Genomic DNA, 24751 nt, shown 5'->3' on the forward strand with positions numbered 1-24751 from the left:
CCGTCCGGCAACCGAAGACCCTCCTGACGCGCAACCGACGCACCCCAGGCTCGTGAGCTGTCCCCGCCACCAGCCTCAGGAGTCCCCTCGTGCTCTCCCTGCCCCCGCGTAGCGTCGCCATCGTTCTCGGTACCCGCCCCGAGCTGGTCAAGCTCACGGACCTCGTGCGTCTCCTGGGCCCCGCCGCCCACCTGGTGCACACCGGGCAGCACTACGACGAGGAGCTCTCCGGCCGCTTCCTGACCGAGCTGGGCCTGCCCGAGCCGACCTTCCTGACCGGTGTGGGCGGGCAGCCGCGCGCCGTGCAGATCTCCGCCGCCCTCGCCCAGCTCGACGAGCTGTTCACCGCCGAGCCGCCGCTGGCGGTCGTCGTCCAGGGCGACACCAACGCCGCCCTCGCCGGCGCCCTCGCCGCCAACGCCCGGGGCATCCCCCTGCTCCACGTCGAGGCCGGCCTGCGCAGCCACGACCGCAACATGCCCGAGGAGCACAACCGCGTCCTCATCGACCGCATCGCCGACGTGCTGTGCGCCGCCACCGAGGACAACCGCGCCAACCTGCTCGCCGAGGGCGTCGAGGACTCCCGGATCGCCGTCACCGGCAACACCGTCGTCGAGGCCGTCCGCAACCAGCTCCCCGCCGCCGGTGAGCGCGCGGCACTGCTGGCCGGCCACGGGCTGGCCGCCGACGGCTACGTCCTGGCCACCGTGCACCGGCCCGAGAACACCGACTCGGCGGACGCCCTGCGGGCGATCCTCACCGAGCTGGCCGCCCTCGCCACGGCCGACCGCCCGGTCGTACTGCCGCTGCACCCGCGCACGCGGGCACGGATCGAGGCCGCCGGCCTCACGGACCTGCTCGCCCCGCTGACGGTGACCGCCCCGCTCGGCTACTCCGAGTTCCTGGCCCTGGCCCGCCACGCGGCCCTGCTGGTCTCCGACTCGGGCGGCATCCAGGAGGAGTGCACGGTCCTCGGCCGCCCGCTGGTGGTCGTACGACGCTCCACGGAGAGGCCGGAGGCCATGGCGGACTTCGCGGACCTGGTGGAGCCGGGCACGGAGATCGGCGCGGCCGCGCGCCGCCGCCTGGCGGAGGGCCCGGACGGCCTGGCCCGCCTGGCCGCCCTGCCGAGCCCCTTCGGGGACGGGCTGGCATCGGACCGCATCGTGGCGCTCCTGACGGCCATCGGCGCGCCGCAGCGCCTGGTTGCTGCCGCCTGATCCTCCCCCCACACCGCCCCCGGACCCCGGTCCTCACACGACGGACGGCTGCACATTCCAGCCCGTCCGGCGCTTGAGGACAACAAACGGTGAAAGGGCGGGACCGGGGCTCCTCCCCCCACCCCCCCCACGGAGCTTCCGCATGTTCTCCAGCCCCCTCCTCCTCGCCTTCCCCTTCTTCCTCCTCCTCTGCTTCCTCCTCTACTGGGCCGGCGCCCGCCACGCGTACACCCGCCGCCCCGCCGTCGAGAACGGCCGTCCCGACGCCTTCGACTGGCACTTCTTCGTCCCCTGCCGTGACGAGGAGGCCGTCGTCGGCACGACCGTGACGCGGCTGCGGGCCGACCACCCGGGCGCGCACGTGTGGGTCATCGACGACGACAGCGACGACCGCACCGGCGCCATCGTCGCCGCCCTCGCCGACGAGGACCGGCGCGTCCACCTCGTCAGCCGGCAGCGCCCCAACGCCCGCCAGGGCAAGGGGGCCGCGCTCAACGCCGCGTACGACGAGCTGAACCAGTTCCTGTCCAAGGACACCGACCGCGAGCGCGTCGTGGTGTGCGTCGTCGACGCCGACGGCCAGCTCGCCCCGGACGCCCTGGCCCGCGTCAGCGGCCCGCAGGGCTTCGGCGACCCGGAGACCGGCGGCGTCCAGGTCAGCGTCCGGATGCGCAACACCGACGACCCCCGCCCGCTCGGCGAGGACCGCGGCCGCGTCCGCAACGCCGTCGCCCGCCTCCTCGTGCGCATGCAGGACATGGAGTTCTCCGTCTCCAACGCCGGCATGCAGCTGCTGCGCGGCCGCACCGGCTCCGTCGGCCTGGGCGGCAACGGCCAGTTCACCCGGCTCGCCTCGCTGGACCGCATCGCCGCCGCCGAGCGCCGGCCCTGGCAGCGAGGGGCGCTGCTGGAGGACTACGAGCTGGGCCTGCACATGATCCTCAGCGGCGACCGGATAGCCCACATAGCCGACACCTGGGTCTCCCAGGAGGGGCTGCCGCACGGCCGCCGCTTCCTCACCCAGCGCACCCGCTGGGCCCAGGGCAACCTGCAGTGCGTGCGCTACGCACCGCGCATCGTCTCCTCCCGCCACTACGGCGGCAAGGGCGTCCTGGAGACGCTCTACACCTTCCTGCAGCCCGTCGCCCACCTGGTCACGCTCGCACTGTGCGCGGTGATGTTCGCCCTCCTCGGCCTGACGGCCGCTCAGGACGGCGTGGACGAGGCGTTCGGCGGCATGCTGGCCCTGTGGCCGCTCGTGCTGGCGCTGGCCGTCGTCTCCGTCCTGCCGTTCGTGCTGTGGGGCCCGGTCTACCGCCGGGACCGGGCGTCCGACCGCTCTATGCTGACGGCCCTGCTGTGGGGCCTGGCTCTGTGGCTGTACGCGTACCACCTCTTCCCCGCCTCGGCCCGGGGGTTCGTCCGGATGCTGCGCGGCCGCAACGGCTGGGCGAAGACGCGGCGCAACGCCGAGCACGTCGAGTCCGGCCCGGTGGCCATCGAGGTCTGACCACGGGCCCGGCCACCTGTCCGGACGTCCGCCCGATGAGTTCGGTCACAGAAGTGACCGCCGGGGCAACTTTCCGTTCGCTTCCGCCATCTGACCGCCGGTGATATCTATGCCCGGAACGGTTCCGGGTGGCGGAACGGAGCGTTGTGCGAATACCACAACTGAGCAATCGGACGCATTTGCTGCTGCTCACCGGGTGGGCCGCGCTCTGGTTCGCGATCGTCGCGCCCAGTGGCGGCTTCTCGTGGCACTACCTGCGCACCGGCGGTGAGCTCATCTACGGCTCCTCGGGCGACGGCGGGCTCAACCTCTACGCCCACCACCCGGAGCTGCAGATGGGCCCCATCAGCTTCCTCGTGGCGGGCCTGTTCAACCCCTTCCCCGCCGAGGTCGGGCAGGTGCTGGCCGAGGCGTTCATGTCGCTCCTCGGCCTGGTGATCCTGGTCCTCGCCGGCCGTAGCGCCGCCCGGCACTTCCTGGGCACGGGCACCAACCACCAGCGGCTGCGGCAGCGCGTCCTCGTGGCGGGCCTGGCCTTCATCCCCATGTGGATCGAGGTGTCGGTCCGCTTCGCGCATCTGGACGACGTCCTCGCGCTCTTCTTCACGGCCCTGGCCGTGTACTACCTGACGCGCTGCAACGCGGCGGCGACCGGCATCTGCATGGCCCTCGCCCTGGACTCCAAGCCCACCGCGCTGGCCTTCCTGCCGCTGCTGCTGGCCCTGCCGAAGGAGCGGTGGCTGCGCGCGGGCCTGTGGTGCGCGGGCCTGGTGGCGGTGGCCTGGCTGCCGTTCTTCGTCGTCGCGCCGGACTCCTTCGCCGCGGCGAAGTTCACCATCCCCAACAACCCGGCCTCCGCGCTGCGCTGGCTGGGCGGCAACACCCCCGTGACCCCCGACTGGGCCCGGCCCGCACAGGCCGCGCTCGGCCTCGTGCTCGGCGCGATCGCGGTCTGGCGGGGGCGGTGGGCGGCGGTCGTGCTGCTGGGCGCCAACGCCCGGATCGTCCTCGACCCCAGCGTCTACACGTACTACACGGCCTCCGTGCTGCTGGGCACCCTGCTGTGGGACGTGTGCGGCCAGCGGCGTCTGGTGCCGTGGTGGAGCTGGATCGCGCTGATCGTCCTGTACGGCAGCGTCTTCCTCGTCCCCGACGAATCGGCCAAGGGCCTGATCCGGCTCGGCTTCGTGGCCGTCTCGACCGCGTACGTGCTCTTCGCGCCCGTACGCGACCGCCGGGACCGGAACCAGCACAGGCCCCTCGACCGGGTGGAAGAGGAGCCTGTGGAGGGGCCGTGGGGCCCCATGTGGGACCCGGGCCGGACGAGACCGTGGGCCTCTTACTTCTCGGGCAGGGCGGCCAGCTGAGCGCTGATCCGCTCGATGTCGGCCTCGGCCGTGGCGAGCCGCGTGCGGATCTTCTCCACGGCCGCCTCGGCGGCCTTGGCGAGGAACGCCTCGTTGCCCAGCTTGGCCGTGGACTGCGTCTTGTCCTTCTCGGCCGCGGCCAGCGCCTTGGTCAGCCGCTTGCGCTCGGCCTCGACGTCGATCGTGCCGGAGAGGTCGAGCGCCACGGTCGCGCCGGCGACCGGGAGCGACGCGGTGGCGGCGAAGCCGTCACCGGCCGGCTGGAGGCGCAGCAGCAGACGCATCGCGTCCTCGTGCGGTGCCAGCGCCGTGCCGGCCAGCTCCAGGCGGGCCGGGACCCGCTGGCCCGGCTGCAGGCCCTGGTCGGAGCGGAAGCGGCGGACCTCGGTGACGACCTGCTGGACCGTCGCGATCTCCTGCTCGGCGGCGGCGTCGCGGAAGCCGCTGTCGGCCGGCCAGTCGGCGATGACCACGGACTCGCGGCCGGTCAGGGCGGTCCACAGCGTCTCGGTGACGAACGGGACGACCGGGTGCAGCAGGCGCAGCGTGACGTCGAGGACCTCGCCCAGGACGCGGCGCGACGCCTCGGCCTCGGGGCCGCCCTTGGCGAAGGTGGACTTGGACAGCTCGACGTACCAGTCGAAGACCTCGTCCCACGCGAAGTGGAAGAGCGTGTCGGAGAGCTTCGCGAACTGGTAGTCGTCGTAGAGCGCGTCCACCTCGGCGACGACCGAGTTGAGGCGGGAGAGGATCCACCGGTCGGTGGCGGACAGCTGCTCGGCGGGCGGCAGCTCGCCGTCGACCGTCGCGCCGTTCATCAGCGCGAAGCGGGTGGCGTTCCAGATCTTGTTGGCGAAGTTGCGCGAGCCCTGGACCCAGTCCTCGCCGATCGGCACGTCCACGCCGGGGTTGGCGCCGCGGGCGAGGGTGAAGCGGACGGCGTCGGAGCCGTACTTGTCCATCCAGTCCAGCGGGTTGACGGCGTTGCCGAAGGACTTCGACATCTTCTTGCCGAACTGGTCGCGGACCATGCCGTGCAGGGCGATGGTGTGGAACGGCGGGGTGCCGTCCATCGCGTACAGGCCGAACATCATCATCCGGACGACCCAGAAGAAGAGGATGTCGTAGCCGGTGACGAGGACGGAGTTCGGGTAGAACTTCGCGACGCTGTCGGTCTTCTCGGGCCAGCCGAGGGTGGAGAAGGGCCACAGGCCGGAGGAGAACCAGGTGTCCAGGACGTCGGTCTCCTGGTGCCAGCCCTCGCCGGCCGGCGGCTGCTCATCCGGGCCGACGCAGACCATCTCGCCGTCGGGGCCGTACCAGACCGGGATGCGGTGACCCCACCACAGCTGACGCGAGATGCACCAGTCGTGCAGGTTGTCGACCCAGTCGAAGTACCGCTTCTCCATCTCCTGCGGATGGATCTTGACCTGGCCGTCGCGGACGGCGTCGGCGGCGGCCTTGGCCAGCGGGGCGGTCTTCACCCACCACTGCATGGACTGACGCGGCTCCAGCGTCGTCTTGCAGCGCGAGCAGTGGCCGACGGAGTGGGTGTACGGGCGCTTCTCGGCGACGATCCGGCCCTCGGCGCGCAGGGCGCCGACGATCGTGGAACGGGCCTCGAAGCGGTCCAGGCCGAGGAAGGGGCCGTGGACGGTGATGACGCCGTGCTCGTCGAGAACGGTGAGCGACGGCAGGTCGTGCCGGCGGCCGATCTCGAAGTCGTTGGGGTCGTGGGCCGGGGTGACCTTGACGGCACCCGTGCCGAACTCGGGGTCGACGTGCTCGTCGGCGACGACCGGGATGCGGCGGCCGGTCAGCGGCAGCTCGATCTCGGTGCCGACGAGGTGCTTGTAGCGCTCGTCCTCGGGGTGGACGGCCACGGCGGTGTCGCCGAGCATCGTCTCGGCACGGGTCGTGGCGACGACGATGGAGGCGTCACCCTCGCCGTAGCGGATGGAGACGAGCTCGCCGTCGTCGTCCTGGTACTCCACCTCGATGTCGGAGATGGCGGTCAGGCAGCGCGGGCACCAGTTGATGATGCGCTCGGCGCGGTAGATCAGCTCGTCGTCGTAGAGCTTCTTGAAGATCGTCTGGACGGCCTTGGACAGGCCCTCGTCCATGGTGAAGCGCTCACGCGACCACGCGACGCCGTCACCCAGACGACGCATCTGCCCGGAGATCTGACCGCCGGACTCGGCCTTCCACTGCCACACGCGCTCGACGAACGCCTCACGGCCGAGGTCGTGGCGGGACTTGCCCTCCTTGGCCAGCTCGCGCTCGACGACGTTCTGCGTGGCGATGCCGGCGTGGTCCATGCCGGGCTGCCACAGCACCTCGAAGCCCTGCATGCGCTTGCGGCGGGTGAGGGCGTCGATCAGCGTGTGCTCGAAGGCGTGGCCCAGGTGGAGCGAGCCGGTGACGTTCGGCGGGGGGATGACGATGGTGTACGGCTCTTTGTCGCTCTTCGCGTCGGCCTCGAAGTAGCCCCGCTCTACCCAGCGCTCGTACAGCGGCCCCTCTACCTCGGCCGGCGCGTACTGGGTCGGCAGTTCGGGGGCGCTGTCGTTCGGCCCGCTGTCGGGGCGCTGAGTGTTCTCGGTCACGGGCGGAATTCTACGGGGCGGGGCTGACAGCTCACGAATCCGTTTCCGCCCGGTTGCACCCCGATGCGCCCGGCGGGTGCCTGCGGCCCCACTACCACTGTTCCGAAACCGTTGCGTACCCGAGGTAAAGCCGGAGTAAGCCATCGGGAAGGATGGCGCGAAACCATTGCGAGACGTCCCAGCGAAGAGGAACCCCCCGATGAGCTTCAACCAGCCGGGCCCCTACGGCCAGCCCCCTCAGCCCCCGCAGGGTCCCAACCCCTACGGTCAGCCCGGCTACGGCTACCCCCAGCAGCCCCCGGCCCCGGCCCCGGCGTACGGCCAGCAGCCCCCGCCCCCGCCGTACGGCGCCCCGCAGCAGCCGGCCCCCGGCGGCTGGGGCCAGCCCCAGCCGACCCCCGGAGCCTGGGGCCAGCAGCCGGGCGTGCCGGGCCAGTACCCCCCGCCGGTGCCGCCCCAGGGCGGCGGCAAGGGCAAGGCCATCGGGATCACGATCGGCGCGCTGGTGGTCGTGGGTGCGCTGGTGGGCGGGGCGATGTTCTTCCTGAACGGCGGGAGTGACGGGGATGTGAAGCCCTACACGATGGTGATGCCGGAGACGCTGCTGGAGGGGAAGTTCACGAAGACCCCGACGCCCGCCGGCACCCAGAACAAGCCGCAGAGCCTTGCCGACAACGAGAAGGCCAAGGCCGCCGGCATCGAGAACGGCACGTCGGTGAACCAGAGCTACACCAATGCCGAGAAGCAGGTCCTGTCCGTCGGCGGCACGTACGGCACGATCGCCGACCCGGAGAAGTCCCTCGACACTGTGATCTCCCTGGGCGACGAGCAGCAGAAGAAGCTTCTCGGATCGATGAACGCGAAGGTCGAGACCATCGCTCCCTGGGCCGAGTTCTCACCGAGCGGCTTCGACGGCGCAGTGATGAAGTGCAGGACTCAGAAGATCATCAGTTCCTTCGGCAACATCTCTTCCGAGACGGAGACCACGACCTGCGCCTGGTCCGACACCAGCGCGATCGGTTCCGTCTCGCACCAGATCTCGAAGAGCAACAGCCCGTACGGCGCCGCCGCCGGCGCGGCCACCGGCACCGTCATGTCGGCCAAGGACCTCTCAGAAGCCACCGTCAAGGTCCGCAACGAGGTCCGCAAGGAGAAGTAGGGATGAGCCACCCCCAGCCGGGCCCGTACGGACCGCCGCCGATACCGCCCCAGCAGCCGAACCCCTACGCCCAGGGCTACCCCCAGCAGCCGGCTGCCGGCGGTTGGGGCCCGCCCCAGGCCCCCGGGCCGTACGGCCCCTACCCGCCCCAGGGCGGGGGCGGCAAGGGCAAGGCCGTCGCGATCACGATCGGCGCCCTGCTGGTCGTGGGCGCCATCGTGGGCGGGGTCCTCTTCTTCACCGGTGCCGGTGACAGCGGCGGCAACGGCGGCGGGGACAACGGTGGCGGCGGCGTCCCCGCCAAGATGGCGGCCTACACGATCGAGATGCCGCAGACGCTGCTGGGCGGGAAGTACACCAAGAACACCAGCCTGTCGTCGAGCAAGGACACGGAAGACCTCAGCAACGACCCGAAGGCCAAGGAATTCGGCATCCTCAACGGGACGGGCAAGAAGGCGTCCTACGAGAACGCCGAGAAGCAGCGGCTGAAGGTGACGGCGATCTACGGAGAGCTGGCCGACCCGGCGAAGACCGTGGACGCGCTGTTCGCCGACATGGAGCGGGCCCAGGCGAAGTACAAGGACCGCATCGAGACGGTCACGGAGACCACGGCGTACCGTCCGGCCGGCTTCGACGGCGTCTCCCTCAAGTGCAAGACGCAGCGGGTCAAGAGCACGCTCAGCAGCTCGTCCTTCAGTGACATCAGCACCTGCATCTGGGGCGACGGCAGTGCGGTGGGCGTCGTCGAGCACCGGGTGGTGAAGTCCGCGGAGGTCTCGACCGGCGGCACGTCCGGCGGCACGTCCGGCGGCACGTCCGGCGGCATGACCGGTGTCACGACCGCCGCAGCCGGCACCGGCACCGTCCTGTCCGCCAAGGAGCTGTCCGAGACCACGGTCAAGGTCCGCAACGAGGTGCGCAAGGCGAAGTAGCCGGTACGAGGGCCCCTGGGGCGGCGTGGCAGGATTCGCGGGTTGACCTGCACCGGTCAGTCCGTCGTCCGAAGCCTCAGGGGAACCAGAATGAGCCACCACCAGCCGGGCCCGTACGGCCAGCCGCCGATGCCGCCCCAGCAGCCGAACCCCTGGGGGCAGCCGCCGGCGCAGCAGGGCCAGCCCGGCTACGGGTACCCGCAGCAGCCCGGTCCGTACGGGCAGCCGCAGCCCCAGCCGCAGCCGTACGGGTGGGGGCAGCAGCCGGGGATGCCCGGGCCGTACCCGCCGCCGGTGCCGCCGCAGGGCGGTGGCCCGGGCAAGGCGATAGCCGTCGCGATCGGCGTGCTCGTGCTGGTGGGTGCCATTGCGGGCGGCGGCTTCCTGCTGCTCGCGGGCCGGGACGGTGGTCACGGCAGCAGTAGCAGCAGTAGCCGTCAGAGCCCCGTACCGGACGGCGGCAAGCGGTACAAGCTGACGACGCCCGACACGGTGGCCGGCGAGTTCAAGAAGGACCTCAAGGACCCCGGCGACGGCTTCGACTCCAACGACATGAGCGAGCTGCGGATGCTCGGGGTCGCCGATGCGGAGACCACCGGTGCCGATTACCAGGCCGGCGACGGCGAGAGCGGCCGGTACCTGCAGTTCAGCGGCGCGTGGGGCAAGGTCTCGAATCCCGAGCGGGTGGTGGACGGTTTCTTCGCGGCGAGCAAGAAGAAGCAGGCCGCCCAGGGCGGCGGCACCGTCGAGCTCGTGGGCAGCCCGGAGAAGGTCTCCCCGGCGGGGCTGGACGGCGCGGTGATGAAGTGCCAGCAGGCCAAGTACACGAACAGCAAGTTCCCGACCGGCGTCACCATGCCGATCTGCTTCTGGGCCGACCGCAGCACCGTCGGCGTCATCATCCTCACCGACGCCTCGGCGGCCGTCGCCGGCAAGGACGTCCCGCTGAACATCGCCGCCGACCTCACCGCCAAGGTCCGCACGGAGACGCGCGTCGAGATCCCGAAGTAGGCCCCGGCCCCGCCCTGCCGCTAAGGCAGCAGCTTGGGCGGGTACAGCCTGAACTTCGTGGTGTCCAGCGCGAAGGAGAACGGCTCGGCCAGCTTGATCGGCTCGCCGAACTCGTGCATCTCCAACACGCGGTAGTCCGCCCCCTGCGGCCGGGAGTGCAGCGTGCAGATGCCGTCGTAGGGGTCGATGAGGAGGTACTGCGGGATCCTGCTGATGGCGTACCAGAGGCGCTTCTTGAGGTAGTCGCTGGTCCTGTCCGAGGACACGACCTCGATCACGAGCGGTGTCCGGTCGGTGGGGAACGGGTTGCGGTTGTCCGCCACCTCATCGGCGGTGGTGATGGTGAGATCGGGCTTCGGCTCGAAGCCCGATCGCTCCGAGATGAGGGCCTGCTCGGGAAGTGCCACCCAGTCGTTGCTTCTGAACTGGAAAGCCAGATCGCCGACGATGAGATTGTGAAGCGGTGCTGCCGAAGCCTGCATAACGATCTTTCCGTCAATGAGCTCGATCTTGAGTTCGTCGAGCTCGGGGATCTTGTCCAGAAAGCGCAGCAGATCGTGATCGGGCTTGCCCCTCATGATGTCCTCGGCAATGTCGTGATCCATCAGAGTCATCACAGCGCCTCCTTCCAGGACCAGAGTCATGGTCGGCGGCCGCTCCTGCACCCACGATAGCCACGATCAGGTGTTCTCACGCAGAGTGAACCGTTTCGCCACCGAGGCCGTGCGCTAGTGGGCGATGAACTCCAGCCCCATGGAACTGGCGAACGATTCAGGCGCTCGAACGAGTGATCGGCCACCGATCAACGGACGCACCCCTGCCCGCGCTCCTAACTTCGGACCATGGTCACTTCACATCATGAGGCGGCACACAGGATCTTCCAGGACTGCCCGGAGCTGCTCGCACCGGTGTTCCGGCTCCTGGACGTGCCGTTTCCGGCGAAGGCATCCGTGGAGGTACTCACGGGGGATGCCACCGAGATCAGACCGCTGGAGCGGCGCGTGGACAGCGTGCTGCGCATCGAGCCACCCGACGGCAGCAACGGCTTTCTCCTCGCGATCGAGGCGCAAGGACGCCGCGACCCGGTCAAGGCGGTCAGCTGGGCGTACTACCTGTCTTTTCTGACGGCGAAGTACGGCTGCCCCGCTCTCCTTCTCGTGGTCTGCCACGAGAAGGCGACGGCCAAATGGGCAGCCGGTCCCTTCCGGCTCGGCCCCGAGGGCTGGACCTCGCTGTCCGTGCACCCTTTGGTCCTCGGGCCCGGAAACGTTCCGGTCATCACCGATCCGGACCGGGCCGCCCGGAACCTGGCGCTGGCGACGTTCTCGGCCATGACTCACGCCCGCGGTAACGAAGCTCCAGCCATACTGGAGGCGCTGGCACGTGCCCTGGCAACGGCCGACGAGGATTCCGTCGCGTACTACTCGGAACTGTTGGAAATCGGCCTGGGGGAAACCCCGGCAGGAGACATCTGGAGGAACCTCATGCCCCGCACCTACTTCCCCGGACGTGGAACCCTCATCGAGAAGACGTTCCTGGAAGGCGAAGCCAAGGGACGGGCAGAGGGGCGGGTGGAGGAACGTGCGCAGTCGGTGCTGCGCGTACTGGAGACCCGAGGAATCCCCATCACGCCCGAGGTCAGCGAACGCGTCATGTCCTGCACCTACATGGACATCCTGGCGGACTGGCTGGACCGCGCCTGCACCGTTTCCAAGGCCGAAGACATCTTCGACGACGAGATCTGAGCCCGGGCAGACGCCAGGGGCGGCCCGGCATCAAGCCGGACCGCCCCTCTCCGTAAAACCCCGGACGCGCTACGCGCTCTTCTCGTGCCGCTCCCCCGGCTCGTTGCCGCGCGTGCGCGGAACGAGCGTCGGGTTGACGTTCGACTGGACGACGTCCGCCGTGATGACGACACGGGCCACGTCCTTGCGGGACGGGACCTCGTACATCACCGACATCAGGACCTCTTCCATGATGGCGCGCAGGCCGCGCGCACCCGTGCCGCGCAGGATGGCCTGGTCGGCGATGGCCTCCAGGGCCGGGCGGTCGAAGTCCAGCTCCACGCCGTCGAGTTCGAAGAGGCGTTGGTACTGCTTCACCAGGGCGTTGCGCGGCTCGACGAGGATCTGGAGCAGGGCCTCGCGGTCGAGGTTGTGGACGCTCGTGATCACCGGAAGGCGGCCGATGAACTCGGGGATCATGCCGAACTTCACCAAGTCCTCGGGCATGACCTCCTGGAACTGGTCGCTCGCCTCGATCTCGCGCTTGGAGCGGATCGTGGCGCCGAAGCCGATGCCCTTCGCGCCCGCCCGCGACTCGATGATCTTCTCCAGGCCGGAGAAGGCGCCGCCCACGATGAACAGGACGTTCGTCGTGTCGATCTGGATGAATTCCTGGTGCGGGTGCTTGCGGCCGCCCTGGGGCGGGACGGAGGCCGTGGTGCCTTCGAGGATCTTGAGCAGGGCCTGCTGGACGCCCTCGCCCGACACGTCCCGTGTGATCGACGGATTTTCGCTCTTTCGGGCGACCTTGTCGATCTCATCGATGTAGATGATGCCGGTCTCGGCCTTCTTGACGTCGTAGTCAGCGGCCTGGATCAGCTTCAGGAGGATGTTCTCGACGTCCTCGCCGACGTAGCCGGCCTCCGTCAGCGCCGTGGCGTCGGCGATGGCGAACGGGACGTTCAGCATGCGGGCCAGGGTCTGGGCGAGCAGCGTCTTACCGGATCCCGTGGGGCCGAGCAGCAGGATGTTGGACTTGGCCAGCTCGATGCCGTCGTCGCGGTTGTGGCCGCCGTTCTCGCCGGCCTGGACACGCTTGTAGTGGTTGTAGACGGCGACGGAGAGGGCCTTCTTCGCGGCCTCCTGGCCGACGACGTAGCCCTCCAGGAACTCGTAGATCTCCCGGGGCTTGGGAAGCTCTTCCCAGCGCACCTCGGAGGTCTCCGCGAGCTCCTCCTCGATGATCTCGTTGCAGAGGTCGATGCACTCGTCGCAGATGTACACACCAGGACCCGCGATGAGCTTCTTCACCTGCTTCTGGCTCTTGCCGCAGAACGAGCACTTGAGCAGGTCGCCGCCGTCACCGATGCGTGCCACGAGGTGCTTCCCCTTCGCCTGGGATCCGCCTTGCTCTGCGGACCCGGGTGCTTGCCTATCGACGGTACCTTGCCGGGCCCCCCGTGCGGGCCCCCCTTGGCCCTACTCGGCCAAGGGAGGGCCCGTCGTCGGCGGCACGGTGGCCGGGACCGGACCGGCCGGACGGGCCGGCCGGCGCGGTGGGCCGGACGGAGCCGGCCGACCGGTGGATGGGACCGGTCAGACCGCCACGGACGACTTGCGCGTCGAGACGATCTGGTCGACCAGGCCGTATGCGAGCGCGTCCTCGGCAGTGAGGATCTTGTCGCGCTCGATGTCGTCGCGGATCTTCTCGATCGGCTGGGTGGAGTGCTTGGCCAGCATCTCCTCCAGCTGGGTGCGCATCCGCATGATCTCCTTGGCGGCGATCTCCAGGTCGGAGAGCTGCTCGCGGCCCGTCTGGCTGGAGGGCTGGTGGATCAGCACGCGGGCGTTGGGCAGCGCCATGCGCTTGCCCGGGGTACCGGCGGCGAGGAGGATCGCGGCGGCGGAGGCGGCCTGGCCCATGCAGACCGTCTGGATGTCCGGCTTCACGAACTGCATCGTGTCGTAGATGGCCGTCAGCGCCGTGAAGGAACCGCCGGGGCTGTTGATGTAGATCGAGATGTCGCGGTCGGGGTCCATCGACTCCAGGCACAGCAGCTGCGCCATGACGTCGTTGGCCGAGGCGTCGTCGATCTGCACGCCGAGGAAGATCACGCGCTCTTCGAAGAGCTTCGCGTACGGGTCGTACTCACGGACGCCCTGCGACGTGCGCTCGACGAAGCGCGGGACGACGTAACGAGCCTCGGCCTGCGGGCCGGTGTAGAGGCCGCTGGGGGACGAGATGTTCATGCGGGTGTTCACCATCCTGATGGCGGTCGGTGGGCTGGGATACGGCTGCTGACGGGTGCTGCCGGGGGTCAGGCCCCGGTGCCGCCGCCGCCCGGAACGCCGGAGGCGTGCGTGATGATCTCGTCGATGATCCCGTACTCCTTGGCCTCCTCCGCGGTGAACCAGCGGTCGCGGTCGCCGTCGCGGATGATCGTCTCGACGGTCTGGCCGGTGTGCAGGGCGGTGATCTTCGCCATGCGGTCCTTGGTGCGGAGCAGCTGCTCGGCCTGGATCTTGATGTCGGAGGCGGTACCGCCCAGGCCCGCGGAGCCCTGGTGCATGAGGATGTCGGTGTTGGGCAGCGCGAAGCGCTTGCCGGGGGTGCCACCGGTCAGCAGGAACTGGCCCATGGAGGCGGCGAGGCCCATACCGATGGTGACCACGTCGTTCGGGATGTACTGCATGGTGTCGTAGACGGCCATGCCGGCCGTGACCGAGCCACCGGGGCTGTTGATGTAGAGGTAGATGTCCTTGGTCGGGTCCGCGGCCAGGAGGAGCATCTGCGCGGTGATCTTGTTGGCGATGTCGTCGTCGACCTGCTGACCCAGGAAGATGATCCGCTCCCCGAGCAGCCGGTTGTAGACCTGGTCGCCGAGGCCACCACCGATGGCGATCTCACCGGCGGCGGAAGGCATCAGATTCGTCACGTATCCACCTGCTCGTCTCTGACGGCAACGGGCCGTCTCCGCGTCTTCTCTGGGGACCGGGGGGTGGCGCGCCGGCACTGCTCCGGCGTGCTGCCATGTCTCCCCTGCCCTCGTATCTACGGACCCTAACGCGCTGGTCGGCAGCCGCCATCCCGCATCCGTAACTGTTCGCTCTGAGCGCAGGTTCGGCCCCGCCGCGCAGCGGTCCCGGGTGCGCGGACGGGCCCGGACCCCGGCCCCTCCGCCGGATGGCGGGGGGCTCGGTGTCCGGGCCCGTCCGTGGAACCTCGGATGAGGCGTGCCTCAGGAGAGGGGCGGGGCTCAGCCCTCGTTCTGCTCCTCGGCGGCGGCCTCGGTGGCCTCGTCCTCGTCGTCCTCCAGGTCGACGACCTGGCCCTCGGAGTCCTTGACCGTGGCGGCCTCGACGACGGTCGCGAGGGCCTTGCCGCGGGCGACCTCACCGACGAGCATCGGGACCTGGCCCTGCTCGACGACGGCCTGCGCGAACTGGTCGGGGCTCATGCCCGAGGACTGCGCACGGCGCATGAGGTGCTCGGTGAGCTCCTCCTGGCCGACGGAGACCTTCTCCTTGTTGACGATCTCGTCGAGGATGAACTGGGTCTTGATGCCCTTCTCGGCCTGCTCCTTGAGCTCGGCGTCGAACTCCTCGGCCGACTTGCCCTGCATCTCCAGGTACTTGTCGAGCGTCATGCCGATCTGGCCGAGCTGGTGGTGCTCCAGGTTGTGCTTGCGGGTGTTGACCTCGTCCGCGAGCAGCTTCTCGGGCATCGGGACCTCGACCAGCTTGATGAGCTCGTCGAGGACCTTCTCCTGGGCCTGGGTGGCCTGGTCGAACTTCTTCATCCGCTCAAGGCGCTTGCGGCTGTCGGCCTTGAGCTCCTCCAGCGTGTCGAACTCGCTGGCCATCTGGGCGAAGTCGTCGTCCAGCTCCGGCAGTTCGCGGGCCTTGACGGCCTTGACGTCGACCTTGATCTCGGCGTCCTTGCCCTCGGCGCTGCCGCCCTTGAGCTGGGAGGTGAAGGTGGCGGAGGCACCGGCCTCCAGGCCCTTCACGGCGTCGTCGATGCCGTCCAGCAGCTGGCCGGAGCCGATGGTGTAGTCGACGTCGGCGGCGACGCCGTCCTCCAGCACCTCGCCGTCGACCTTGGCCTCCAGGTCGACGGTGACGATGTCACCCTCGGCGGCGGCGCGCTCGACCGGGGAGGTCGTGGCGAAGCGCTCGCGGAGCTGCTCGACCGACTTCTCGACGTCCTCGTCGCTGACGGCGACGGCGTCGACGGTGACCTCGATGCCGGAGTAGTCCGGGATCTCCAGGGTCGGGCGGACGTCGACCTCGGCGGTGAAGGCCAGCAGCTCGCCGTCCTTCAGCTCCGTGATGTCGACCTCGGGCTGGCCCAGCGGGTTCAGGTCGGCCTCGTTGACCGCCTCGGTGTAGAACTTCGGAAGCGCGTCGTTGACGGCCTCCTCCAGCACGGCACCGCGGCCGAAGCGCTGGTCGATGACGCGCGCCGGGATCTTGCCCGCGCGGAAGCCCTTCACCGTGACCTGCTGGTTGATCTTCTTGTACGCCGCGTCGAGGCTGGCCTTGAGCTCCTCGAAGGGCACCTCGACAGTGAGCCGAACCCGAGTCGGGTTCAGGGTCTCCACGGCGCTCTTCACGGTTCGGTCTCCTTGGGGCTGACTTCTGGGTTTCTGCTGTTCAGCGGATGCTGATCTCAGCGGACCGCGCCCGGTAGAGAGACACACAGACGCGCAGCTTGCATAGTAACCGCAAGCAGGATGGGCCCCACAATGTGATCTTGCTGGTCGGGGTGGCCGGATTCGAACCGACGACCTTCCGCTCCCAAAGCGGACGCGCTACCAAGCTGCGCCACACCCCGTCGGTGCGAGACGTAGGGTACATGGCCGCGAGGGTCCTGCAGGCCGCTATCGAAGGGGAAACCCGTCCCCGGATCACCGTGGGCCGGCCCGTGCGCCGGGGTGATGTGCGACGCACCGCTTCGACCCGCTACGATGCACACCGTGCCACGTCGCCCGAGGGGCGGTCCGTGGCGCGCGCGGGCGTAGCTCAATGGTAGAGCCCCAGTCTTCCAAACTGGCTACGCGGGTTCGATTCCCGTCGCCCGCTCCGTCCGACGCCTCCGGCCCCGTGCCGGGGGCGTCGCTGCGTTCCCGGGGCCTTGCGGTGCCGCGGGTCACGGGGCTCTGCCGCCGGGGGCCCGGCTAGATCTTGATGTTGCTTATCGTCTCGGCCAGCGAGTTCAGGAACCTCGTGATCGAGGGCGCCATGCCCGTGGACGCGAGGAAGAAGCCGAAGAGGGCGGCAACGATCGCGGGCCCCGTCTTGATGTTGTTACTCCGGATCATCACCACCAGAACGATGGCCAGAAGCAGCACCACGGACAGAGAAACGACCACGACTGATCACACCTTCGCTCGACGACGCCTGGCCGGGCCCCGGGAGCCGTGCCCTTCCGCACACCCCCCACTCGCACCCATCGTGCCACCAACTCGGCGCCGTGGAAGGTGCTGTGACGATTCATCGGGGTATTACCAGGGGTTCTTCCCGTCGGGTTCCGGACGGATTCCATGCGGACGGAGCAGTAATCGGACTGCGGAAGCAGCCTTTGGGGAGGGCTTTCACGCCCCGCCGTCCGCCGCTAGGGTGCCTCGAATGTCCCCCACCGCCACCCCTGCCACGGTGGTCACCGCGCCCGGCCCCGCAGCACCAGCCGGCGCTCCCGCCCCCACGGGGCGCGACCCCTTCTTCGACAACGCCAAGTACTTGGCGATCGTCCTGGTCGCCCTCGGCCACGCGTGGCAGCCGCTCACCTACACCAGCCGCGCGGCGACGGCGCTCTACCTCACCGTGTACGCCTTCCACATGCCGGCCTTCATCCTCATATCCGGCTACTTCTCGCGCGGCTTCGACATGAGCCCGGCCAAGGTCAAACGGCTCGTGACGGGCGTCGCCGTGCCGTACGTGGTTTTCGAAGTCGCCTACACCTACTTCCAGCACTGGGCGGAGGACGAACCCCCGGAGCCGATCTCGCTGACCAACCCCTGGTACCTGAACTGGTTCCTGGCCGCGCTGTTCGTCTGGCGGCTGACCACTCCGCTCTGGAAGTCCCTGCGCCGGCCCGTGCCCGTCGCCTTCGCGATCGCGGTCCTGGCCGCCTGCTCCCCCGACATCGGCAGCGACTTCGACCTCCAGCGCGTCCTGCAGTTCCTGCCGTACTTCGTCATCGGGCTGCACATGAAGCGCTCGCACTTCGAGCTGGTGCGGCGGCGCTGGGTGCGGATCGCGGCCGTACCGGTGTTCGCGGCCACCGTCGCGGGCGTCTACTGGCTGGCGCCGCGGCTGGAGAACGGGGACGAGTGGGTCTTCCACAACGACAGCGTCCAGAACCTGCACGAGCCCGTCTGGGCCGCACCCGTGATGACCTTCGCCCTCTTCGCCCTCGCGGCGGTGCTCACCGCCTGTTTCTTCGCCTGGGTGCCGGGCCGGACGGTGTGGTTCACCGCGCTGGGCGGCGGAACCCTCTACGGGTTCCTGCTGCACGGCTTCCTGATCAAGCTCTCGCGCTGGTGGGAGTGGTACGACGCCGCCGAGTGGATCCGCCGCCCGGTGGGCGAGGTCCTGGTGACGGTGCTGGCCATCGCGGTGATGACCGCGCTGTGCACGCCGCCGGTGCGGCGGGTGTTCCGCTGCGTCGTGGAGCCGCGGATGGACTGGGCGTTCCGCTCCCCCGCGAAGTGAGGCCCGACGGGAGCGGGGCCGCGACCGGTGATCCGGTCGCGGCCCCGCCCCGTACGTCGTCAGCCCGCCGGTGCGGCGGCGGTGTCCTCCCCGCCCGAGCGCAGGTAGTGGGTGAGCGTCTGCAGGGCCTCCCAGCCGCCCTGCGCGTCCTGCCCGTCGCCGAGCGCGTAGTAGTAGCCGGGACGGGCGGCCGGGCCGAGCCGTACGGGGGCCTGGGGCAGCGGCGTACGGGCCGCGTGGGCCCGGCCCGTCTCCCGCACCTCCTCGGCGCCCAGGGCGAAGCCGACGGGCACCGGCGGCTGCTCCAGCCGGGGCGGAACGCTCAGGTCCCGGCCGGCCTCGCGCAGCTGGCACATCAGCGTGCTCAGGCCGTACCGGGTGACGAGCTCGTCCGCCAGCGCGGGCAGGGCCTCCAGGGGCGGCTCCTCGCCGGGGCCGTAGCCCAGGGTGAGCGTGACGTCCTCCTCGACGCCGCGGGGCGTGCGCAGGACGCGCAGTGTGGCCAGGGCCGGGCGGTCGGGGGTGCCGACGACGACCGTCCAGGTGGGCCGGGGCGCGCGCTCGTAGGCCAGGTCGGTCAGCTGCCGCCGCGACCACGGCACGTTCACCGGCTCCGCCGTGCTCCAGCCGGCCGGCGGGGCGCCGGTCAGCTTCTGCCAGGCGGTCTCCAGCGCCCCGCCGAGGACCAGGTCGGCCTCGGGCGCGTGGACGGTGCGGAAGGAGACGATGAGCCGGCGGTCGTCGGTGGGCCGCAGGTCGGCGAACGCCTCGGCGACCGGGGTCTCGCCGCTCTCGTCGCGGTCGGGTACGAACGCGCCGTCCTCCCAGCGCAGCACCGCGCCGGACGTCCCGTCGTAGTAGCCGCACCGTTCGTCCTGGACGACCCAGCGCGTGGGCGCGTCGAGCACCGAGCGCAGGGCCGGGGAGATGCGGCAGTGGCCGGGGGTGACGATCTGCAGGCCGCGGTCGCTCTCCAGGCAGGCGCGCAGCGCCTCGGACAGCCAGCTGGTCAGGGCGATGAGCGGGCGGTCCTGGAGGACGATCGCGGCGCGCTCGGTGAGCATGTCGACGGCGGGCTGGGCGGCCGCGGGGGCCGGGACGGCCGTGATGCCGGAGGTGTCGAGCGGCTGGGCGGGGTCGTCGGTGCCCGGGGCGTCGGGCGGCCAGACGCTGCCGCCCAGCATCATGGCCATGCGGGCCGCGAAGAGGCCGGCGAGCGCCTCGGCCTCGGGTACGGACGTGGCGGCGCGGGCCTCGATCCACCATGCCGCGCCGGAGGGCGGCTCGGCCTCCGGCCCGAGGAGGCGGGCGGCCTCGCCGGGCACCTGGAGCAGCAGCGGTGCCTCGATCGAGACGAGCGGCCGTCCCTGCGCGTCGCACAGCTGGACCACGGCCCCCTCGCCGATGGTCTGCACGTGCAGGTCGGGGCCGCCGGCCAGCAGGCCGGCCAGCATGGCCGCCGTGTCGGGAATGCGCTCGGTGAGCGCGATCACGTCTTTGGTCATCGGGTGTCCTTGTCCCCCTCGTCCTCGGCCAGAGCCGTCTGGATCAGCCGTGTCGCCTCGCCCCGGCGGACGAGCGTGCCGCGGCCGGGCGGCTGGGCGGCCGCGTAGACGCCCGGGAAGAGCTGGCCCTCCTGCCGGTCGCCGGTCATGACGACCGCGGTGGTGCCGCTCTCCCGCAGCGTCATCAGGAACGGCTCGTACAGCGCTCGCGAGGATCCGGCGACCCGGCGGGTGACGACGAAGTGCAGGCCGATGTCCTGGGCGGAGGGGATGTAGGGCAGGAAGGGCGCGAGCGGCTGCTGGCCGGCGGTGGTGAGGATGTCGTAGTCGTCGATCAGGATGACGATGCGCGGCCCGGAGTACCAGGTGCCCGACGCGAGGGCGTCCTGGGCGGCGAGGTCGTCGGGCATGCGCTTCTCCAGCTCGGTGGCGATGCCGGCGGCCAGGGCGCCGCAGAGCTTGGAGTTGTGCGCGTAGCCGCCGCGGTACTCCTCGGGCACCAGCTTGCGCAGGCCGCGGCGGGGGTCCATGACCGCGAAGACGATCTCCTCGTCCGAGTAGCGGTCCATGAGCCCCTGGGTGACCAGGCGCAGCAGGTTGGTCTTCCCGCACTCGCTGTCGCCCAGGATGATCAGGTGCTGGTCGCGCTTGAACAGGTCGAGCAGGACGGGCGCGAGCGCCGTCTGGTCCAGGCCGATGGGCACCCGGTTGGGTTCGGCGGTCGGCGAGGCGAGGGAGGCGGCCGGGATGCGGGCGGGCAGGACGCGGACGCGCTGGGCGCCGTCGCCCGACCAGCAGGAGCGGATGACGGTGATCGCCTGTTCGACGGCCGGGCCGAGCTCGGAGGTGGAGGCCAGGGAGTCGATGCGCGGCAGTGCGGTCTGGGCGAACAGCTTGCCGTCGGTCAGGGCGCGGCCCGGCTCGTCGGGGGCGAGGGTCTCGGCCAGCTTGCGGTCGATGCTGCTGTCGCCGGGGTCGTTCAGGCGCAGTTCGACGCGCGTGCCGAAGGTGGCCTGGGTGGCGATGCGGACGTCGTTCCAGCGCAGCATCGACGCCACGACGTGGATGCCGTAGCCGCCGCCGCGCTTGAGGAGGTCGGTGACGGCGTCCTCGATGTCCTCGAAGTCGTCGCGCAGGGCGCCGAAGCCGTCGATGACGAGCACGATCTCGGTGGAGGACAGCTCGGGCAGCCGGCCCTCGGCGCGCAGTTCGCGCAGCCGCTCGACGGAGTCGATGCCGTGCTCGCGGAAGAGTTCCTCGCGTTCGGCGAGCATGCCGCGCACCTCTTCGACGGTGCGGGCCGCGCGCTCGCGGTCGGCGCGGCCGGCGATGCCGCCGACGTGCGGGAGTCCGGAGAGGGCGGCGAGGCCGCCGCCGACCAGGTCGAGGCCGTAGATGCCGACCTCGCGCGGGGTGTGGGTCATGGCCAGCGACAGGGCGAGGGTGCGCAGCAGGGTCGTCTTGCCGGACTGGGGGCCGCCGATGACGGCGGCGTGGCCGCCGGCGACGGTGAGGTCGAGGATCCACTGGCCCTGCCACTGCTTGGCGGGGTCGTCGAGGATGCCGAGCGGGACCTTCAGCAGGCCGGGCCGCACGGCCAGCTGCATGCCGCGGGCGCCCGCCTGCACGGGGCCGGCGGAGGCGTCCAGCGCGATGGCCCTGGGCAGCGGCGGCAGCCAGATGGCGCGGGTGGGCCGGGCCGCGTCGCGGAGCTGGTCGACGATGACGGACATGGTGGTGGGGCCGGGGTTGCGGTGGCGCATGGCCGGTTCCGCGTCGCCGGCGGCCGTCTCGGGCTCGCCGAGGGTGTTGAAGTCGGGGTAGGGCAGGACGACGGGGCCGCCGTCGTCCTCGGTGGGCAGCGCGGGGCCGCGGTAGGGGCCGGAGACGAAGCTGGCCTTGAACCGCTCGTAGGCGCTGGTGTCGACCTTGAGGTAGCCGAAGCCGGGGATGGGCGGCAGGTGGAAGGCGTCGGGGGTGTCGAGGACGGTGCGGGACTCGTCGGCGGAGAAGGTGCGCAGGCCGAGCCGGTAGGAGAGGTAGGTGTCCAGGCCCTTGAGCTTGCCGCCCTCGATGCGCTGGCTGGAGAGCAGCAGGTGCACGCCGATGGAGCGGCCGATGCGGCCGATGGACAGGAACAGGTCGATGAAGTCGGGCTTGGCGGTGAGCAGCTCGCCGAACTCGTCGATGACGACGAAGAGGTGCGGCAGCGGGTCGAGGTCGGGGCGGCTCTCGCGCAGGGCGGCGTAGTGGCCGATGTCGGCGATGTTCCCGGCGTCCTTGAGGACCTGCTGGCGGCGCTGGACCTCGCCGGCGAGGGAGGAGTGGACGCGCTCGACGAGGCCGGCCTGGTTCTCCAGGTTGGTGATGACGCCGGCGACGTGCGGGAGGTCGGCGAAGGGCGCGAAGGTGGCGCCGCCCTTGTAGTCGACGAGGACCATGGCGAGGTCCTCCGGCGGGTGCGAGGCGACGAGCGCGAGCACCAAAGTGCGCAGGAGTTCGCTCTTGCCGGAGCCGGTGGCGCCGACGCACAGGCCGTGCGGGCCCATGCCGAGCTCGGAGGACTCCTTGAGGTCGAGCAGGACGGGTTCGCGGCTGTCGCTGACGCCGATGGGGACGCGCAGGAAGGCGCGTTCGCCGCGCGGCTGCCACAGGGAGGCGACGTCGAGGGCGGCCGGGTCGTCGATGCCGAGGAGTTCGGCGAAGTCGACGGGGCCGGACAGCGGCGCGTCGACGAGGGACTCGGCGGACAGGCGCAGCGGGGCCAGGAGGCGGGCGAGTCCCTCGGCGCCGGCGGCGGTGGCGCGGTCGGCGGTGCCCTCGGAGGTGAGGGGTTCGGCAGGGCGCAGGTCCTCGATGTGGACGCGGTCGCCGTCGACGGTGATGCGCAGGGAGACGTGGCCGGGCTCCTGGATGCGCTCGGCGACCAGGTGCAGCACAGTGACGCCCATCTCCCGTAGGCCCACGGCCTCGTCGGGGCGGGGCAGTTCGGGGGCGTCCTCGCCGTATTCGTCGCTGACGACGAGGAGGCGGCCGGCCATCTCCAGGGCGTCCTTGCCGGACAGGCCGCGGCGGACCTCGGCGGCGTAGGAGGCGCGGGCGCGCAGGTCGCGGCTCATGAGCCGGGCGAGCGGGGCGAGGGCGGGGGCGATGCGGCGGGCGTTGACGGGCCCGTCGTGCTCGTCGGGGGCGAGGGTGTGGGGCAGCCACTTGAACCAGCCCCAGTCCGCCATGCGCTCGCCGGGGCAGGCGAGGGCGAAGGCGACGTCGTCGGGGGCGTGGGTGACGGCGGCCTGGGTGAGCAGGGCGCGGGCGACGCGCAGGACGCCCTCGCGGTCGCCGACGACGCTGACGTTGCCGGCGCGGTCGAGGGGAATGGTCAGGGGCAGGTCGGCAGCCGTGGAGAACCGATTCTTCAGGGCGCCGGCCTCGTTGAGCATGAAGCGGTCGGGCGGGGTGAGGACGTTGCCGGTCTGCTGGCCGACCGTCAGGGGGTGGGCGGGCATGCGGCCGGTGCCCACGCGCACGCGGAGGAAGTCGCCGTCCAGGCGGCGGCGTTCCCAGAGCCGGGCCGGGTCGCGCACGAGGTCGTAGAGCGCCTCGGGCGGCGGGTCGAGCAGCCGGGCGCGCTCGCGGCGCGCGCGCTCCTCGGCGCCGAGCTCCTCGCGGAGCTCCTCCAGGTACTCCAGATAGCGCTCGCGCTGCTGGCGGCGGGTGCGCTGGGCCTTGCCGCGCTGGGACAGCAGCATGCCGACCGAGCCGATGACGGTGATGACCAGCACGATCGCCCCGAGGCCGGCGAACTGGCTGTTGCGCACGACCGTCATCATCACGACGGAGCTCATCACGCCCGCGATGGGCATGAGGGTGTGCAGGGCGCCGCCCGTCTTGCCCTCGGGCAGGTTGGGCGGCGGCTCTATGGTGCGTGCCTCGGGGTCCGCCAGGGGCCGGGTGGTCCGGGCGGGGCGGTGGACTATGCGGATGCTCATCGGGTGCTTCGCCTGCTCATGGCTCGGGTGAGGACGTCGGCGGCGAGCTCGGTGACGGCCTCGCGGGTGACCTGGCCGAGCAGGTCGGTGCGGATCCGGCCGCCGGTGGCGAGGTGCCGGTCGTAAGGAAGCATCAGGACCTTCACACCGTCGAGCTGCAGGTGCTCCCGGGCGGCGGTCACGTCCAGCGTCATGTGGGGGGACGACGCGGCGACGACCACCACGGTTCCCTCCAGCATCCGCGGCCTCGACAGGGACGCCATCCAGTCCAGGACCGCGCGGGTGCTGGTGATGCCCTCGGCGGTGGCGGGGGTGACCAGCACCCGGGCCTGCGCCGCCGACAGGGCGGTGCGGGACAGCTCGCTGGGCAGGGTGTCGCAGTCGACGACGGTGATGCCGAAGTAGCGGCGCAGGGCGACCATCGCGGAGCGGTACTCGTCCAGCTCCAGCCGGTTGCCGACCCGGCCCTGGCTGCCGGGCAGCAGCCAGCCCCGGTCGGGCAGCTGGACGAGGTAGCCCACGACGTCGTTGAGCTGCATCGACGGATCGAGGAGCCGGGCGAGGTCGCTCGTGGTCCAGCGCACCTTGGTGACGCCGAGCCGGGCCGGGAGCGTGCCGAGCGCGGCGTCGGCCTCCAGCATCAGCACGGGGTCCTGGCGGTAGTGCGCGTAGGTGCGGCCGAGCAGCGCGGTGACGGTGGTCTTGCCCGCGCCGCCGCGGATGCTGGTGACCACGATCTGACGCCCCGTGGTGAGCGGCTGCTGCAGCGCCTGCGCGACCCGCGTCGCCTCCTCCACCTCGCGGGTGGCCGAGGAGCCGACGAGGCGGCGCAGCGAGCGGGAGGTCCGCTTGGCGGCGGTGTCACCGCTCAGCGGCTTGCCCTTGACCAGCTCGTCGGGGAGCGGGAGCTCCATGGTGACGGGCGTGGGCAGCGGCCGCGGCGGCGGCGCGGGCCGGGTGGCCGCGACGGGCTGCGGGGGCGCGTCGGCGACGGGGTGCGCGGGCGCCGCG

General features: G+C 70.9%; 18 protein-coding genes and 2 tRNA genes. 9 read left to right on the forward strand and 11 right to left on the reverse strand.

The genetic code is table 11. From position 1 onward, the window contains the following. The first annotated feature begins 89 nt into the window (after positions 1-89). From wecB to LE181_RS22850, 3 genes are all read left to right on the forward strand, one after another. A complete protein-coding gene (gene wecB / locus LE181_RS22840) occupies positions 90-1220 on the forward strand; it encodes a non-hydrolyzing UDP-N-acetylglucosamine 2-epimerase (protein WP_225663366.1) in 1131 nt (376 codons plus the stop codon). A gap of 142 nt (positions 1221-1362) precedes the next feature. After that, positions 1363-2730 (forward strand): XrtP-associated glycosyltransferase, encoded by a 1368-nt coding sequence (locus tag LE181_RS22845; RefSeq protein WP_225663367.1) that lies wholly within the window; start codon positions 1363-1365, stop codon positions 2728-2730. Between the two features lie 179 nt (positions 2731-2909). Then, complete coding sequence (locus LE181_RS22850) at positions 2910-4097, forward strand: hypothetical protein (RefSeq protein ID WP_372458463.1); 1188 nt, start codon at positions 2910-2912, stop codon at positions 4095-4097. On the opposite strand, the gene LE181_RS22855 is transcribed toward LE181_RS22850, so the two are convergent. Then, on the reverse strand, positions 4070-6703 hold the full coding sequence (locus LE181_RS22855) for a valine--tRNA ligase (protein ID WP_225663368.1): 2634 nt from the start codon (positions 6701-6703) through the stop codon (positions 4070-4072). The genes LE181_RS22850 and LE181_RS22855 overlap by 28 nt on opposite strands. Before the next feature lie 199 nt (positions 6704-6902). On the opposite strand from LE181_RS22855, the gene LE181_RS22860 reads away from it, so the two are divergent. From LE181_RS22860 to LE181_RS22870, 3 genes are all read left to right on the forward strand, one after another. Further along, positions 6903-7862, forward strand: coding sequence for a hypothetical protein (locus tag LE181_RS22860; protein WP_225663369.1), 960 nt, complete (start codon positions 6903-6905; stop codon positions 7860-7862). Positions 7863-7864: 2 nt separating this feature from the next. After that, positions 7865-8794 carry a hypothetical protein gene (locus LE181_RS22865; protein ID WP_225663370.1) on the forward strand — a complete coding sequence of 310 codons (930 nt, stop codon included), beginning with the start codon at positions 7865-7867 and terminating at the stop codon, positions 8792-8794. A gap of 90 nt (positions 8795-8884) precedes the next feature. Then, positions 8885-9805, forward strand: coding sequence for a hypothetical protein (locus LE181_RS22870; RefSeq protein ID WP_225663371.1), 921 nt, complete (start codon positions 8885-8887; stop codon positions 9803-9805). A gap of 20 nt (positions 9806-9825) precedes the next feature. Here LE181_RS22870 and LE181_RS22875 read toward each other — a convergent pair whose 3' ends face one another. After that, positions 9826-10410: a Uma2 family endonuclease gene (locus LE181_RS22875; RefSeq protein WP_225663372.1), complete on the reverse strand. Its 585-nt coding sequence runs from the start codon at positions 10408-10410 to the stop codon at positions 9826-9828. 237 nt (positions 10411-10647) lie between these two features. Here LE181_RS22875 and LE181_RS22880 point away from each other — a divergent pair, with 237 nt between their 5' ends. Beyond that, positions 10648-11550 (forward strand): hypothetical protein, encoded by a 903-nt coding sequence (locus tag LE181_RS22880; protein WP_225663373.1) that lies wholly within the window; start codon positions 10648-10650, stop codon positions 11548-11550. Between the two features lie 69 nt (positions 11551-11619). Here the strand turns inward: LE181_RS22880 and clpX are convergent, their stop codons facing one another. From clpX to LE181_RS22905, 5 genes are all read right to left on the reverse strand, one after another. Next, positions 11620-12906, reverse strand: coding sequence for an ATP-dependent Clp protease ATP-binding subunit ClpX (gene clpX / locus LE181_RS22885; RefSeq protein ID WP_086566545.1), 1287 nt, complete (start codon positions 12904-12906; stop codon positions 11620-11622). Positions 12907-13125: 219 nt separating this feature from the next. Continuing rightward, positions 13126-13794 (reverse strand): ATP-dependent Clp protease proteolytic subunit, encoded by a 669-nt coding sequence (locus LE181_RS22890; protein ID WP_184347458.1) that lies wholly within the window; start codon positions 13792-13794, stop codon positions 13126-13128. 53 nt (positions 13795-13847) lie between these two features. Next, a complete protein-coding gene (locus LE181_RS22895) occupies positions 13848-14453 on the reverse strand; it encodes an ATP-dependent Clp protease proteolytic subunit (protein ID WP_190110348.1) in 606 nt (201 codons plus the stop codon). A gap of 333 nt (positions 14454-14786) precedes the next feature. Then, positions 14787-16145: a trigger factor gene (tig, locus tag LE181_RS22900; RefSeq protein WP_225663374.1), complete on the reverse strand. Its 1359-nt coding sequence runs from the start codon at positions 16143-16145 to the stop codon at positions 14787-14789. A gap of 144 nt (positions 16146-16289) precedes the next feature. Then, positions 16290-16366: transfer RNA gene (locus LE181_RS22905), tRNA-Pro, on the reverse strand. A 177-nt stretch (positions 16367-16543) separates the two neighbouring features. Here LE181_RS22905 and LE181_RS22910 point away from each other — a divergent pair. Next, a tRNA-Gly gene (locus LE181_RS22910) sits at positions 16544-16614 on the forward strand. A gap of 95 nt (positions 16615-16709) precedes the next feature. On the opposite strand, the gene LE181_RS22915 is transcribed toward LE181_RS22910, so the two are convergent. Next, positions 16710-16904 carry a hypothetical protein gene (locus LE181_RS22915; RefSeq protein ID WP_190110119.1) on the reverse strand — a complete coding sequence of 65 codons (195 nt, stop codon included), beginning with the start codon at positions 16902-16904 and terminating at the stop codon, positions 16710-16712. A gap of 256 nt (positions 16905-17160) precedes the next feature. Here LE181_RS22915 and LE181_RS22920 point away from each other — a divergent pair, with 256 nt between their 5' ends. Continuing rightward, positions 17161-18246, forward strand: a complete 1086-nt coding sequence (locus tag LE181_RS22920) for an acyltransferase family protein (RefSeq protein ID WP_225663375.1) — start codon at positions 17161-17163, stop codon at positions 18244-18246. A 59-nt stretch (positions 18247-18305) separates the two neighbouring features. Here LE181_RS22920 and LE181_RS22925 read toward each other — a convergent pair whose 3' ends face one another. The 3 genes from LE181_RS22925 to LE181_RS22935 all read right to left on the reverse strand — a co-directional run. Further along, the gene (locus LE181_RS22925; protein ID WP_225663376.1) at positions 18306-19751 is read right to left on the reverse strand and encodes a DUF6177 family protein; all 1446 of its coding nucleotides are present in this window, start codon (positions 19749-19751) and stop codon (positions 18306-18308) included. Further along, positions 19748-23740, reverse strand: a complete 3993-nt coding sequence (eccCb, locus tag LE181_RS22930; protein WP_225663377.1) for a type VII secretion protein EccCb — start codon at positions 23738-23740, stop codon at positions 19748-19750. The genes LE181_RS22925 and eccCb overlap by 4 nt, the downstream gene beginning before the upstream one ends. After that, on the reverse strand, positions 23737-24751 hold a 1015-nt coding region (locus LE181_RS22935; RefSeq protein ID WP_225663378.1), incomplete at its 5' end, for a MinD/ParA family ATP-binding protein. The genes LE181_RS22935 and eccCb, both read right to left, overlap by 4 nt.

This window comes from Streptomyces sichuanensis (assembly GCF_020328095.1).
Classification (GTDB): domain Bacteria; phylum Actinomycetota; class Actinomycetes; order Streptomycetales; family Streptomycetaceae; genus Streptomyces; species Streptomyces cinnamoneus.